This is a genomic window from Moorena sp. SIO4A1, assembly GCF_010672065.1.
GTDB lineage: Bacteria > Cyanobacteriota > Cyanobacteriia > Cyanobacteriales > Coleofasciculaceae > Moorena.
Map to the genome: position 1 here is coordinate 24839 of NZ_JAAHHX010000043.1, position 14082 is coordinate 38920.

At 45.0% G+C, this 14082-nt stretch carries 10 protein-coding genes; 6 read left to right on the top strand and 4 right to left on the bottom strand.

Going from position 1 to position 14082, the window contains the following annotated elements; all coding sequences use genetic code 11:
• The first annotated feature begins 161 nt into the window (after positions 1 to 161).
• The 6 genes from F6K53_RS24305 (at position 162) to F6K53_RS24325 (ending at position 5082) form a co-directional block, all read left to right on the top strand.
• A complete protein-coding gene (locus F6K53_RS24305) occupies positions 162 to 1154 on the top strand; it encodes a vitamin K epoxide reductase family protein (protein ID WP_293021395.1) in 993 nt (330 codons plus the stop codon).
• An 18-nt stretch (positions 1155 to 1172) separates the two neighbouring features.
• On the top strand, positions 1173 to 1307 hold the full coding sequence (locus tag F6K53_RS24310; RefSeq protein WP_293021393.1) for a hypothetical protein: 135 nt from the start codon (positions 1173 to 1175) through the stop codon (positions 1305 to 1307).
• A 514-nt stretch (positions 1308 to 1821) separates the two neighbouring features.
• Positions 1822 to 3126 carry a group II intron reverse transcriptase/maturase gene (ltrA, locus tag F6K53_RS24315; RefSeq protein WP_364302757.1) on the top strand — a complete coding sequence of 435 codons (1305 nt, stop codon included), beginning with the start codon at positions 1822 to 1824 and terminating at the stop codon, positions 3124 to 3126.
• Between the two features lie 44 nt (positions 3127 to 3170).
• Complete coding sequence (locus F6K53_RS46020; protein ID WP_364302760.1) at positions 3171 to 3533, top strand: HNH endonuclease; 363 nt, start codon at positions 3171 to 3173, stop codon at positions 3531 to 3533.
• A 110-nt stretch (positions 3534 to 3643) separates the two neighbouring features.
• Positions 3644 to 3835 (top strand): hypothetical protein, encoded by a 192-nt coding sequence (locus tag F6K53_RS24320; RefSeq protein WP_293068316.1) that lies wholly within the window; start codon positions 3644 to 3646, stop codon positions 3833 to 3835.
• Positions 3805 to 5082, top strand: a complete 1278-nt coding sequence (locus tag F6K53_RS24325; protein ID WP_293021391.1) for an NAD(P)/FAD-dependent oxidoreductase — start codon at positions 3805 to 3807, stop codon at positions 5080 to 5082. The genes F6K53_RS24320 and F6K53_RS24325 overlap by 31 nt, the downstream gene beginning before the upstream one ends.
• Before the next feature lie 61 nt (positions 5083 to 5143).
• Here the strand turns inward: F6K53_RS24325 and F6K53_RS24330 are convergent, their stop codons facing one another.
• The 4 genes from F6K53_RS24330 to F6K53_RS24345 form a co-directional block, all read right to left on the bottom strand.
• Positions 5144 to 5584, bottom strand: a complete 441-nt coding sequence (locus F6K53_RS24330; protein WP_293068319.1) for a condensation domain-containing protein — start codon at positions 5582 to 5584, stop codon at positions 5144 to 5146.
• Between the two features lie 120 nt (positions 5585 to 5704).
• Positions 5705 to 6874 carry a pyridoxal phosphate-dependent aminotransferase gene (locus tag F6K53_RS24335; RefSeq protein ID WP_070393215.1) on the bottom strand — a complete coding sequence of 390 codons (1170 nt, stop codon included), beginning with the start codon at positions 6872 to 6874 and terminating at the stop codon, positions 5705 to 5707.
• Between the two features lie 192 nt (positions 6875 to 7066).
• Positions 7067 to 12517, bottom strand: coding sequence for a non-ribosomal peptide synthetase (locus F6K53_RS24340; protein ID WP_293021388.1), 5451 nt, complete (start codon positions 12515 to 12517; stop codon positions 7067 to 7069).
• 196 nt (positions 12518 to 12713) lie between these two features.
• A complete protein-coding gene (locus F6K53_RS24345; RefSeq protein WP_293021386.1) occupies positions 12714 to 13928 on the bottom strand; it encodes a hypothetical protein in 1215 nt (404 codons plus the stop codon).
• Positions 13929 to 14082: the final 154 nt, after the last annotated feature.

A 14082-nucleotide genomic window follows, 5' to 3' on the forward strand; every position in this document is an offset into this window, starting at 1 on the left:
CCAAGGTTATCAGGTTGAACGCGCACGCGTGGCCAATAGGCCAAGGTTGGCCGGTTGACTTTCAACAGTATGTCACCTTGGTTTCTGTCTATTGGTTGTTTGACTTGATAACGTAATAGTTAGAACTTTCAAGCAACCCCTATTCCTCATTAATCTAGATTATGAGTGTGAGTCGTCGGCGTTCTGCCCCCTGGATTTATCGTTGGTCCCGTCAGCTGATTGCTGCGATCGCTGTCGTGGGTGCCCTGTTAACTGCTTATCTGACTGTGGTTAAACTGACAGGTGGTACTGCAGTTTGCAGCGCGGGTGCAGCTAATGCTTCTAGCTGTAATGATGTCCTTTCCAGCCCTTATGCTAGTATATTTGGTCTGCCACTAACCTTGTTTGGTTTCTTGGCATACACCAGTATGGCTACATTTGCCTTGGCTCCGTTGTTAGTAAAGGGAGACCCAAAGAAGGGACTTCGCTCAAAACTAGAAAATTGGACTTGGTTACTGCTGTTAGCAGGCGCAGCAGCTATGACAGTTTTCAGTAGCTACTTGATGTACTTGCTAGCGTTTGAGATCCAAGCACTCTGTATATACTGCATCACTTCAGCATTATTTGCCATTAGCCTGCTAGTCCTAACCCTTGTGGGTCGCAGTTGGGACGATATTGGTCAAATTTTCTTTATCGGTCTGATCGTGGGCATGATCACCTTGGTGGGTACCTTAGGCGTTTATGCTAATGTTGGGGAATCCGTGGCCACATCAGCAGATAATGGTGGTCCAATTCCCACAGCCTCTGGTGCGCCAAACGCAGCTATTGGTGGCTGGAAAGTTAACACAACCTCTGGTCAATCGGAAATTGATCTGGCGCGTCATTTGACTGAAGTTGGTGCTAAGAAATACGGAGCTTACTGGTGTCCCCACTGCTATGAGCAGAAGCAACTGTTTGGAAAACAGGCATTCTCTCAAATCAATTATATAGAGTGTGCTCGTGATGGCAAAAATGCTCAGACAGAAGCCTGTATCGCTGCTGGAATTCAATCCTATCCTACTTGGCAAATTAATGGCGAATTGCTCCCTGGTGTCCGAACTCTAGAAGAATTGGCTAATGTCACTGACTATCAAGGCTCCAGGGACTTTAAGTACTATTTGCCAGGACGATCCTAATTGGGAAGTGTGGGAAGTGTGGGGAGATGGGGAGGTGGGGAGATGGGGAGATGGGGAGATGGGTGCGATTCGTTGGCTAGAAACCTTGTCCAGAAAGGGCTTGGGGGATTAGCCGCTAGCCAGATAGAGCACCACGCTCTATTTGGAACCTAGATAACTTGATAACCATGCTGGTGAGTATAAGCAAGTCCAGCCGGAGTGGAATCCTCCTGACAGCCTTACCCCTATTCATAGGAACTAACAAGCCTATGGGTAAAGCGGGGTCAAACAGCGAAGCACTAGAAGCCGAATCTGGTGTTAGTAGCAGGCAAGGACTTATGGGTACGCAAGGAAGGTACGCTCAAATCATCGTTACCATCGTATGGCGCAAAGGCTGACACGCCATAGACAAAACGTCAAAGGAGGCACTGACTTCAAGGTTCCATCTCCATGAAGTGATTCCCAAAACCACACCTCCCGGTGAACAGTACCACCCTAAAAGTCCAACCAATGGTAATCAGGAACGAAGTAACCCCTGTTTGTACTCTTGGAAAGGTCGATATCCAAGTAGGTAGTTAGCCGCAAGTCATATGGGGGCAAGATTGAGCTCAGTTGCTAACGCCTAGGGTAATGCCTAGGATATGCAGACGGACTCACGTTGTAGGAAAAGAAATAGTCGCAAGTACCAATGAATAAGTCTAAAACGATGGGATTCTCCCATACGTCGGAATGGAATAAGGTCAATTGGCGTAAGTTAAAACGAGCCTTATTTAAGTTGCAAAAACGAATATTTCGAGCCTCCCAACGTGGCGATGTTCGCGCGGTTAGACGACTACAAAAAACCTTGATGAAGTCTTGGACTGCAAAAATGATTGCGGTGCGTAGGGTCACACAAGATAACAAGGGTAAGAAGACGGCTGGGGTTGATGGGATCAAATCATTAACACCATTACAACGTCTGTCCCTAGTTAAAAACTTGAAAGTCTGCGGAAAGGCCAAACCAACTCGACGGGTTTGGATTCCCAAACCTGGCAAAGGTGAAAAACGCCCACTAGGCATCCCTACCATGTATGACCGAACATTGCAAGCTCTTGCCAAACTGGCATTAGAACCAGAATGGGAGGCACAATTTGAACCTAATTCATATGGGTTTAGACCAGGACGCTCAGGCCACGACGCCATCGAAGCAATATTCAACAGTATCAAACAAAAACCAAAATGGGTTCTAGATGCTGATATTGCCAAATGCTTCGATAAAATCAACCACGATGCACTTCTGAGAAAATTAAATACTTATCCATCCATGAAACGTTTAATACGTTCCTGGCTCAAGGCTGGTGTGATGGACAATGACACATTCTCCACTACAGATGAGGGCACACCACAGGGGGGAGTAATATCCCCTCTACTGGCAAACATAGCCCTTCACGGCATGGAAAAACGGATTAAACAATATGCCGAAACATTACCCGGAAAAAAACGGGATAACAAATCAGCGTTAAGTTTGGTTCGATATGCTGATGATTTTGTCATCATGCACAAAGACCTAACCGTGGTAGAAGAATGCCAGAAGGTCATCAACCTATGGTTGATGGATATGGGCTTGGAACTAAAACCAAGTAAGACCAGGATTACCCACACCATGGATGGATTTGACTTTCTTGGATTCAATGTCCGTCAATATCAGGTTGGTAAAAACCAGTCAAAACAAGGTTTTAAGACCATCATCAAACCATCTAAACAGAAAATCCACAAGCATTATGAGCAGCTTTCCTCTGTTATTGATAGATATAAAGCTGCTCCACAGAAGGCTCTAATCAGCCGACTCAAACCCATTATAACAGGTTGGTGTAATTATTACAGCACAGTCTGTAGCAAAGAAACCTTGGCCTATGGCCACGCTACGCGAACAACGACCTGGGGAATATGTTATGGAATAAACTCCAACGGTGGGGGTACAGAAGGCATCCAAAGAAATCAAAAACCTGGGTAAACCAGAAATATTGGGGAACCATCTCAAACGACAACTGGGTATTCATGGCACAGGAAGATAACTATCTACCGAAACATGCTTTGACACCAATTGTTAGACATGTCAAAGTCAAAGAATCCAGAAGTCCTTACGATGGAGACCTAATCTATTGGAGTACCAGAATGGGCAAGCATCCTGTTTTGACCAATCAAAAGGCCAGACTTTTAAAAAGGCAAAAAGGGAAGTGCTCCCACTGTGGTCTTACCTTTAGGGACGAAGATTTATTGGAAAAACATCACATTATACCGCGCTCCATTGGTGGAAATAACACAGACGACAATCTGGAACTACTTCACCTACATTGCCACGATGTCAGACACGGTTCTACCGTAAAAACCAGTCATGAGCTTGATGCCCATCCCTGGTAGAGGTACCAATGTCAATGGTTCTTACAACGAGGAGCCGGATGAAGCGAAAGTTTCACGTCCGGTTCTGAAGACGAGTCAGTGGGGTGACTCACTGACTTAGTTTAATGGAGATGGGGAGATGGGGAGATGGGGAGATGGGGAGATTTTTATTAAGGGTAATTATCGGTTCTCATATTAATAAGGTAAACAAGATTTTTTCCCTGTTCCCGATTCCCGATTCCCGATTCCCGATTCCCGATTCCCGATTCCCAATTCCCGATTCCCGATTCCCTTGGATAATTCACGAAATCTCAATGTTGTAGTCATTGGTGGTGGAGCCGCTGGTTTTTTTGGGGCAATTACCTGTGCCACTACTCATCCCCATACCAATGTCACTCTCCTAGAAGCCTCACGCCATCCATTATCGAAGGTGCGCATCTCTGGTGGTGGACGGTGTAATGTTACTCATGCTTGCTTTGACCCAGCCCAGTTGGTGCAAGCTTACCCCAGGGGAAGCAAAGCATTGCGAGGGGCTTACACCCGTTTTCAACCCAAGGATACCATTGCTTGGTTTGGTGCTCACGGTGTTGATCTGAAAACTGAAGCGGATGGCAGGATGTTTCCGATTACTGACACTTCCGAAACTATTGTTGATTGTCTCTTACAAGTAGCTAAGAGGGCAGGGGTAAAGATTCGCACCAGTAATCCGGTTAAGTCGATCTCTCGGCAATCTTCCCAACACCCAACTCCTGACACGCCACACCAGACCCCAGGAGGATTTGAAATTGGGTTGAGGAATGGTGAGATTATAAAATGCGATCGCGTTTTGGTTGCTACTGGTAGCAATCCCCTAGGCTACCGTTGGGCAAAAGCCTTAGGTCATACCATCGAAACCCGGGTTCCCTCTCTATTCACTTTTAATATCCCAGACTCCCGTTTACAGGATTTAGCTGGGGTGAGTGTTAAACAGGTGTGCCTCAAATTACCCGATGCTGGTAAAACGTTGAAGGAACAAACGGGACCATTGCTAATTACCCACTGGGGTTTAAGTGGTCCAGTGGTACTCAAGCTTTCTGCTTGGGGGGCTAGAGTATTGCATGAACACCATTATCAAATGCCCTTGTTGGTGAATTGGCTTCCTGAGTATAATCCAGACCGATTGCGCAAATTACTCCTTGATGTTAAATCCCAGTTACCTCGACGCTTCATTACTACTAGTTGTCCCATTCCTATCCCAAAGCGCCTTTGGGTGAGCTTAGTTACTAGTGTGGGAGTGGGAGCACAAAACCGTTGGGCTGAGTTATCGAAAAAAACCGTACATCAGTTAGTTCAAGAACTGACTCAAGGACGCTATTTGATTCAAGGTAAAGGGGTTTTTAAGGAAGAGTTTGTTACTTGTGGTGGTGTTAGTCTCAAAGAGGTGAATTTCAAGACTATGGAAAGCCGCCAATGTCCAGGTCTTTACTTTGCTGGGGAAATTCTCGATATTGATGGAATTACCGGGGGATTTAATTTTCAGAGTGCTTGGACAACGGGTTGGTTAGGAGGTCAAGGTATTGGAAATAGTTAGTGTTGTGGGAATTGATAATTTGTCTTTTATTTGTCCATTAATTGTGATATTATTTGCGTCCTTAGTTAGAGTTCAAAATCCCAACGTACCAGTAAGCCATTTCAGAGTTTTGTAAGTCAACCAGGGCTTTCCCCAGTTCAACCCCTTGTTGTCGATCCCTGTCTAAAAAATCATCCATCTTGGCTGTTTGGGCTTCAGGAGATAGGGTTCGCCAGTCATGCTCAATCCAGGTTAGCTTGAAGGTTTTACGTACAACTTGCACCGGCTGCTTACGGTTTCTCCAAACAAATAAGGTGCGCAAAACTGGGTGTCTTTCTACCAGTCTCACCCAAGCCTGTTCAAAGAACTTCGGATTCAGCTTGCCGTGAATCGTCAACTTAAATTGGTCGAAATATACCCGATGTTCCGGGTGATACAATGTCTGAAATAATATCCCTTTTTGCGTTGAGTAAAGGGGATACATTGCTTCAATATCTTTAGTTTTATTTTGGGCAACAACCATTTTTTATATTGAGAATTTTTATGTTAAAGTCTTAAGAAATAAGGGAACAGGGAATGGGGAATAGGGAACAGGCAAGAGGCAACACTAGGGAATCTCCGTGCCTTTAGGTCGGGGAAGATGTTAAATGAGAGTATGAACTGCCTGCTCAATTCGATCCAATGCCTCTTCAATCTTGCTGAATGAGTTTGCGTAGGACAGGCGTAAATATCCCTGACCTTGATTGCCAAAAGAAGAACCAGGTAACACTACCACCCCAGCCTCAGTCATCAAATAATCTGCTATGGCTTGATCATCTAACGGTAACTGGGAGACATTTGGAAATGCATAGAATGCCCCTCTTGGCATTTGACAACTGATACCAGCTATTTGGTTGATCCTGGTGACAATCATATCTCGACGCCGATGAAATTCCATCACCATCTTCTCAACAAAGGTTTGGTCTCCTTCCAGGGCAGTCACCCCTGCCAATTGAGTAAACGAACAGGTACAGGAATTGGTATTGATCATGAGTTGAGTTAGCTTTTCACTGATTTCTGGAGATGCAACGGCATAGCCCAAACGCCAGCCAGTCATAGCATAGGTTTTAGAAAAACCATCTAGTAAAATAGTGCGCTCCTCCATGCCTGGCAAACTTGCAATACTAGTATGGGTCTGGTCGTAGAGAATATGAGAATAGATTTCGTCTGCGAGAATGTAGAAGTCGTATTGCTGAGCAAGGGTAGCAATTTCAGCTAGATCCTCAGACGTCAGCACTCCCCCAGTTGGGTTTTGAGGAGAGTTGAGGATCAATAACTTGGTACAATCGTTGACTAGGGTTTTCAAATCCTCAATTTGGATGCGAAAGTTCACGACTTCTCGCAAAGGTAGCGGAACAGGTTTAGCTCCGACAAAGTCAATAACTGATTTGTAAATGGGAAACCCTGGATTTGGGTAAATGACCTCATCTTGGGGATCAACCAGAGCCAGAATAGTCAAGAATATTACGGGTTTTGCCCCTGGCATTATGACAACCCGATCGGGTTCGACTGACAAATGCCGGGTTTTGGAAATGTGGCGTGCGATCGCTGACTTCAGTTCTGGTAGTCCTGCTGCAGGACCATAACCCGTGTGGCCCGCTTGCATGGCTTGGTAGGCTGCCTTACAAATGTGAGGAGGAGTAGGAAAATCTGGCTGTCCAATCTCCATATGAATTATATCTCGTCCTTGGGCCTCCAATTGTTTGGCTTTGGCGAGATATTCAAAGGCAGCTTCAGTGCCTAACCGTTCCATTCGGAGCGCAAAAGTTCTCATGGTCTTGATGTAATCGTTTATTCACTTTTCCAGTGCAGTGCGCTTGAGTTATAGTGTGGTAGTGTAGGTTATCCTGTGCCCCTCCCACTGTTTTTGTACTTGATGTGTTCAGTACTGTAACATACAATGCCAGCCACCAAGCCTCTCTCGTTACCACTCCGGATGCGCGGAATTCCCCATCTGTAGCTTAGGTCATATCTCAATTTCCTCAGTGTTTTTAACTGCTGCAAGGTCCACTGCATCTCGACCAAACCATAGCACTAGATCGATGTGTTTAGCCCACCCAGCTACCGTTGGATATTCAAAGAGGCTTTGGATTGGCAGTTCAATCTGCAAAGTTTGACGGAGCTTTGAAATGACCCGAGTAGCAAGGAGAGAATGACCACCCAATTCAAAGAAGTTGTCGTGAATACTGATGCGATCGCATTTCATGACTTCAGACCAGATTTTAACAATCCTGTACTCAGTTTCAGTTTGGGGTGCAGTAAACTCAAGCCTGTGAGGGAGTTGAGAAAAGTCAGGAATCGGCAGAGATCGACGATCTACCTTGCCATTTAGGGTTAAAGGCAAGGTTCTTAATTGTACAAAGGCGGAGGGGATCATATAATCTGGTAGCCTCTGCTTGAGAAACTGTTGGAGTTGATTAGGGAGAATTTGCTTATCTGCCTCAACTACAAAGTAAGCGACTAACCGCTTATCTCCTGGATTATCTTCTCGGGCTAACACAACGACTGCCTGTAAATCAGGATGCTCACCGAGCACTGTTTCGATCTCTCCTAACTCAATGCGGAAACCCCGAATCTTAACTTGATGATCAATCCGTCCTATAAATTCGAGATTTCCATCTGAACGGTAGCGGCAAAGATCACCAGTTTTGTAGAGGCGACCCAAAGCAGGATGGCAGATAAATCGTTCTGCTGTCAGATTAGGACGGTTAAAGTACTCGCGTGCTAAACCATCGCCACCAATATAAAGCTCTCCCGAAACTCCTATAGGAACTGGATGATAGCTGTCATCCAACAGATAAACCTGAGTATTTGAAATCGCACAACCGATTGGAACCGACGTGCCAATGGCTTCAAGATTTCGGATTGGGTAACAGCAGGTAAAAGTTGTATTCTCCGTCGGACCATAACCATTAATTACAAGGGTATTCGGTAAGGCTCGAACTGCTTTCTTGACATGGGTAACTGACAGAACGTCTCCCCCCGCCAGAAGTTGTCGAACTGAGGTGAAAGACTCCAAATGCTCTTCTACCATCTGATGGAAGAGTCCAGAGGTGAGCCAAACTACAGTGATTTGGTGATGTGATAGCAGATGTGCGATCTCTGCCAGAGATGGACGAGCAGCAGGAGCTAGGACTAATTTTGCTCCATTGAGCAAAGCCCCCCAAACTTCGAAGGTGGCCGCATCAAAGGCAATGGAAGCTAGTTGTAGGCATGTGTCGTCTGAGCAAATTGTCACATAGTTAGGATCGATCGCCAAACGTATCACTGCTTGATGGGGAATACTAACTCCTTTGGGTTGACCCGTAGAGCCAGAAGTATAGATTACATAGGCTAGACTCTCTCTTGTCACCAATTGCGGCTCTGACGAGCTATCAGACTGCACTTCATAAGATTGCAATCCATTGGATTGTGTCAAATCAATCTCATCGAGACAAATCAGGACACACTGCTCATAATTGGCTAATCGGGAGCGCAAAGTCGTTTGCGTAATTAATACGGGAATTTGCGTTTCATTTAAGATGAAAGCCAAGCGCTCCGAAGGATAGTTGGAATCAAGGGGAACGTAGGCTCCTCCAGCTTTGAGAGTTCCTAGCATGGCAACAATCAACTCTGGTGATCGTTCCAGGCAAAGGCCGACCAATACTTCTCGTTCTACACCCAAGGTCTGCAAATAAGTGGCAAGCTGATTTGCACGGCGATCCAGTTCTCGATAAGAGAGCTGTTGTTCTCCAAACACTAAGGCAACCGCATCTGGTGTACGTTCTACTTGTTGTTCAAATAGATGGTGTATGGAGGAATCACCGGGATAATCTCTATGGGCTTGGCTCCATTGTGCCAGTAATTGCTGCTGTTCTGCTTCGGTTAGCAGGGGTAACTCAGAAATTAATTGATCTGGATTGGCAACAATCCCTTTAAGCAAGGTTTGAAAGTGGTGATGCAATCGTTGAATTGTGTTAGATGTGAATAAATCACTGTTATACTCCCAAACCCCTTGCAACCCTTGAGAAGCTTCCCGCATTGACAAAATCAAATCAAATTTTGCAGTGGTCCGTTCTACCCTTCGTGGACTCACAGTTACGCCTGGAAAACTCAAGGCATGGGATGGGATGCTATTTTGCAATACAAACATGACCTGAACCAGGGGATGATAGCTCAGGTTGCGATCTGGATTTAATTCCTCTACTAACTTCTCAAACGGGAGATCCTGATGGGCATAAGCATTTAAGGCAACTTGGCGAGTTCGTTGCAACAATTCTAAGAAGCTTGGATTCCCTTCAAGGTTGTTACGCAACACCAATGTATTGACAAAGAACCCAATGAGAGGCTCAATTTCCTGACGATTACGATTGGCGATTGGCGACCCAACAACGATGTCAGTTGAGTTGCTGTAACGACAGAGTAAGATTGAAAACGCGCTCAGAAGTGATATGAAGAGGGTAGTGCCAGATTGTTGACTGAGAAGTTGTAATTTTTGGGTTAAGTGAGCATCTAAATCAAATTCAATCGTGCTACCCCGAAAAACTTGTTTTGCTGGACGTGGGTAGTCGGTTGGTAAATCTAGCAGGGGTGGACTGTCTGCAAGTTGGTTTCGCCAGTAGTCGAGTAAGGTCTCCAGAACTTGTCCTTGTAACCATTGATGCTGCCAATAGGCAAAATCTGCATATTGAATGGGCAAGGGTGCCAGCGGTAAAGGTTCCGATTGACAAAAAGCAGTATAGAGTTCGGAGAGTTCTTGCTGAAAGATGCCCAGTGACCAATCATCGGCAACGATGTGATGGATTGTAATCACAAGCACATGGACTGTTGTACTGCATTTCAAAAGCTTGCAACGAACAAGCGTATCTTGGGCAAGGACAAACGGTGTTTGAGCCTCAGCATTAATCAAAATCTGAATCTGAGATTCTAGTTCTGTTGGGGGAAGCGATTGTAAGTCGATTAGGGGAACCTGAACTGTAACGTCAAGTTGAATTTTTTGATATGGAGCAGCATTATCGCTCGGAAAAATGGTCCGTAGCCCTTCGTGGCGCTGCACAATTGTTTGAAGACTTTGGGTCAGTACTGATAGATTTAAGTCTCCTTCCAGTTGCCAGACATTTGAAATATTATAAGTTGAACTAGGTCCTTCTAATTGATCAAGAAACCAAAGACGTTGCTGAGCAAAAGATAAAGGAACCTTGGTGTCTTTGGGAACTGAACTAATGGTTGTCAGTTTAATTGAGTCTGTTGGCTGGATAGTGTCGATCGACTGGGCTAATTCCATCAAAGTGGGATAAGCAAACACTTGAGCCAGAGGTAATTCAATGAAGAATACGTCCCTGATCCGAGAAATCACCTGCGTTGCAAGCAGGGAATGTCCACCCAATTCAAAGAAGTTATCGTCAAGGCTAATCTGAGTAAGATTGAGAATGTCACACCAAATCTTGGCAAGCTTCACTTCGGTCTCTGTACGGGGAGCAATCAATTCTCGGTTTTCAAACTGCGCTTCTTGTTGTGCAAGCAGCACCTTACGATCGACTTTGCCATTCGGAGTTAGGGGAAGATCTTCCAGAATCACAAACTTGGATGGCACCACATAGCGAGATACTTGGGCTTGGAGATATGTCTTGAGTTGATGGATCAGCTCTGAGTTTGACTCAGCAACGGTAAGACTATCTATCTTCACAGACTTGCCAGATCTTACCGTTTGGAGGGCGATTTCAATTTGCTCCCAATTGTTATCCTCACGAGACAGGGATGTTGGTTCGAGGGTTAAATAAGCAACTAAATAAGGTTCATTCAGGTTCGTTTTCAGATCTAAAACAGCAGCTTCCCTAACGGTGGGATGTTGAGAGAGAATTGCTTCAATTTCGTCTATTTCAACTCGAACACCATTAATCTTAACTTGACGATCTACACGCCCCAACATTTCAAAAACCCCATCGCTCCGACATCGCCCCAAATCTCCAGTTTTGTAGAGGTAGAATGGAACAGTCTGGTCAAGTTCTTGTTCACTATTGCCGGACTTATGATTAATCAAGGGATTAACGATAAACCTTTCATCATTCAGTTCTGGGCGTTTAAAGTATCCCTGAGATACCGCTGGTCCTCCCACGTAGATTTCCCCGCAAGTTCCAGGCGCTACAGGGGTTAAATTATCATCAAGGATGTAGAGTTTCATCCCTGGTAATGGCTGACCGATCGGCATCACAGCGCCAGGTTCTCCGGATTGGTAAAAACAAAAGGCAACCGAACCTGTTGCCTCTGCTTGACCATATAGATTCAACGTCGCAGCAGGATGCTGTAACCTCTCTTGCCAGATCTGAGGAATATATTGGGGGACAGGTTCCCCATGACCGTTAACAAATCGTAGAGTGTTGGTCAGAAGTTTCTGGCGCGTATCAGGAGGCAAATGCTGTAGGGTTGAATTTAGAATTCGCCAATAGGATGGCACCATATCCATTAAGGTAACCTGCTGATCCTTTGCCAGTTGTAGCACTTTGAGCGGGATTTGACGTTCTTCCGAGGTCGCGATAACAACAGTTGCCCCATGTGATAGGGGTGACAATAACTGACGGGCAGATGTGGCAAAGCAGATGGAGGCAAGGTGCAAATAAATATCAGTGGATTGCAGAGCCATGGGCTGAACGATCGACCAACAGTAATGTGCCAGATTCCGATGGCTGATCATTACGCCTTTGGGTTTGCCCGTTGAACCAGAGGTGTAAATAATATAAGCGAGGCGATCGAGGGGGTTGATTTCAGGAGAAGATTTGGCTCGCTTGTCCCAGCTCAGTTTATCGCGGCCTTCACTGCACTGATCTACAGAAGGAGGATCTTCCACCTTCGACGGGGAAAGATCCTTGGCCGTCACTGGCGCAGAAATCGCTGTCGAGACAGATGGTTTTAATTTCGATGAGATTACTGAAGCAAGGGACAAACGACCGTCGGTCTCGACCTTTAACGTGATCACCTGTGCAATTGTTGATAGTTTTGGTAAATCCTGACACAACTGAGGTTCAGTTAAGACTATCGCTGCTTCAGTCTCTGCCAGCATAAATTCGAGACGCTGCTTGGGATATTGACTATCAAGTGGAACATAGGCACAACCCGCTTTCCAAATTCCCAATAAACCAACAATCATAGCCAACGATCGATCCATATACAGCCCGATCAATCCTCCGGATTCAATCTCTAAATGCTGCAAATGCTCAGCAACTTGATCGGCAAGCTGATTGAGTATGCGATAGGTCAGGGTCTGACCTCCACAAATTACAGCAGTTTTGTTAGGTATATTGTGGGCATAAGCATCTATCAGTTGATAGATACATTGGTTTCTTTGTTCAGGCAACACTTGATGTTTCAGATTCATCAGTAAGTTTTCCTCACCAGGTTCTTGCTTTGGAGTTGAAAGAGTGGCAATGGGGGGGGTGATCATAACTAAAGAACCGATTGGTAGGTTAAGGGTAGAGGGTCACCGATAAGTAGGTGGGCATAAATAAACGTTAAAACTCAAAATCCGAAAATGAAGCTGGAATCCTCTATTCATAGGGGTTTCATGATTTTGAATTTCCATCGCTATTTTACACTTAATTACGCCCACCTACTTAGCAAAAATCACGATTGCAGTGAGATCATGAAGGTTTTTGGGATCGATTCACTAAATCAACCAATTCATGATCAAATAGCATTCGCTTATTCTGAATTGTCCCTTCACGAATCTGGGGCAACAGTTTGAGAGCAGCTTCATCAGTCAACGGTATGCCCAACCCAGCAAATTTATGCTGGACGGCACGTTTGCCAGAATGTTTATTGATACCTAAACGTCGAGCAGTGTTAGTTTTGCCAACAAATTCAGGGCTTATCAGCTCGTAATTTGCAGGGCTTTTCAACACACCATCTACATGAATACCTGAGGAATGAGACCAAATATTGGGACCTACTACTGGTGCATTAATCGGGATCGGGCGACTACTTGCTTGCGAGACATAATCACAAACGCTGGAGAGTCTCGATTCCTGTACAGATAGATTTATATTTAGCCCAACTTTCAATGCACCCACTAATGTAGCCAAATCAGTGTTACCAGCTCGCTCACCAATTCCATTCACTGTAGTGGTTAAATAGAGCTTCCGGCTTGGTCGTTCTTTTTGGGCCTCATACCAGAGATCAAATGCTTTGATCGCAGCCACACAGTTGGCAACCGCCATACCCAGATCGTTATGGGCATGGAGTTCCACATCGATTTCCGAGTTATTGAGAATATCCGTTATGATATCGAAGATCATGAAGGGATCAGTGCGACCTACGGTATCGCAGAGCCGTACTCGATCTGCACCTGTTTCTTCTGACATCTGGATCATCTCAAATAAAAATGAGCGATCAGCATTAAAAGCATCCTGAAAGTCAGAAACAGCGTATAAGCCGTTCTCCTTGATGAAAGCTAATGCACTCCGTTGAGCTTGTAAGATTTTGTCCGGTGTAGATCTCAGGATGCTATCAATCATATAAGGGGTAATCGGAGTAGAAGAGCAGCAGCCATCTAGGCCCAACTTAACTGACCAGGATAGTTCTTCACGCAATGGCCGATGCCAGCCTAACACCCGTGCTGAGATACGCCCATTGGTTTTACGGGAAATCAGCTCTTGCAGGTAGGTCCTTTCACTTCCTTCTTGAGCTGGAAATCCAGCTTCCAACTCCTGAATGTCTAGTGCATCAAGTTGTCTAGCAATTTCCAACTTTTCCTCATTGCTGAAGACAATGCCAAATGTCTGTTCACCATCACGGAGGGTAGTATCTGAAATTATGATTGAATCTTTCAGGTCATTACTTTTCATTAATTGATTCATGGTTTTTTCCAGAGAGATCTTGAAAAAGGTGTTACAATGTACGTTTTTCGATTGTTCAATTAGAAAAGGTTAATAGGATGTAAGAGTAGTTCACACGTTACCTTAACCTTGAGGGTATAAATTATTACTTTTCAAATGATTACAGAATTTTACC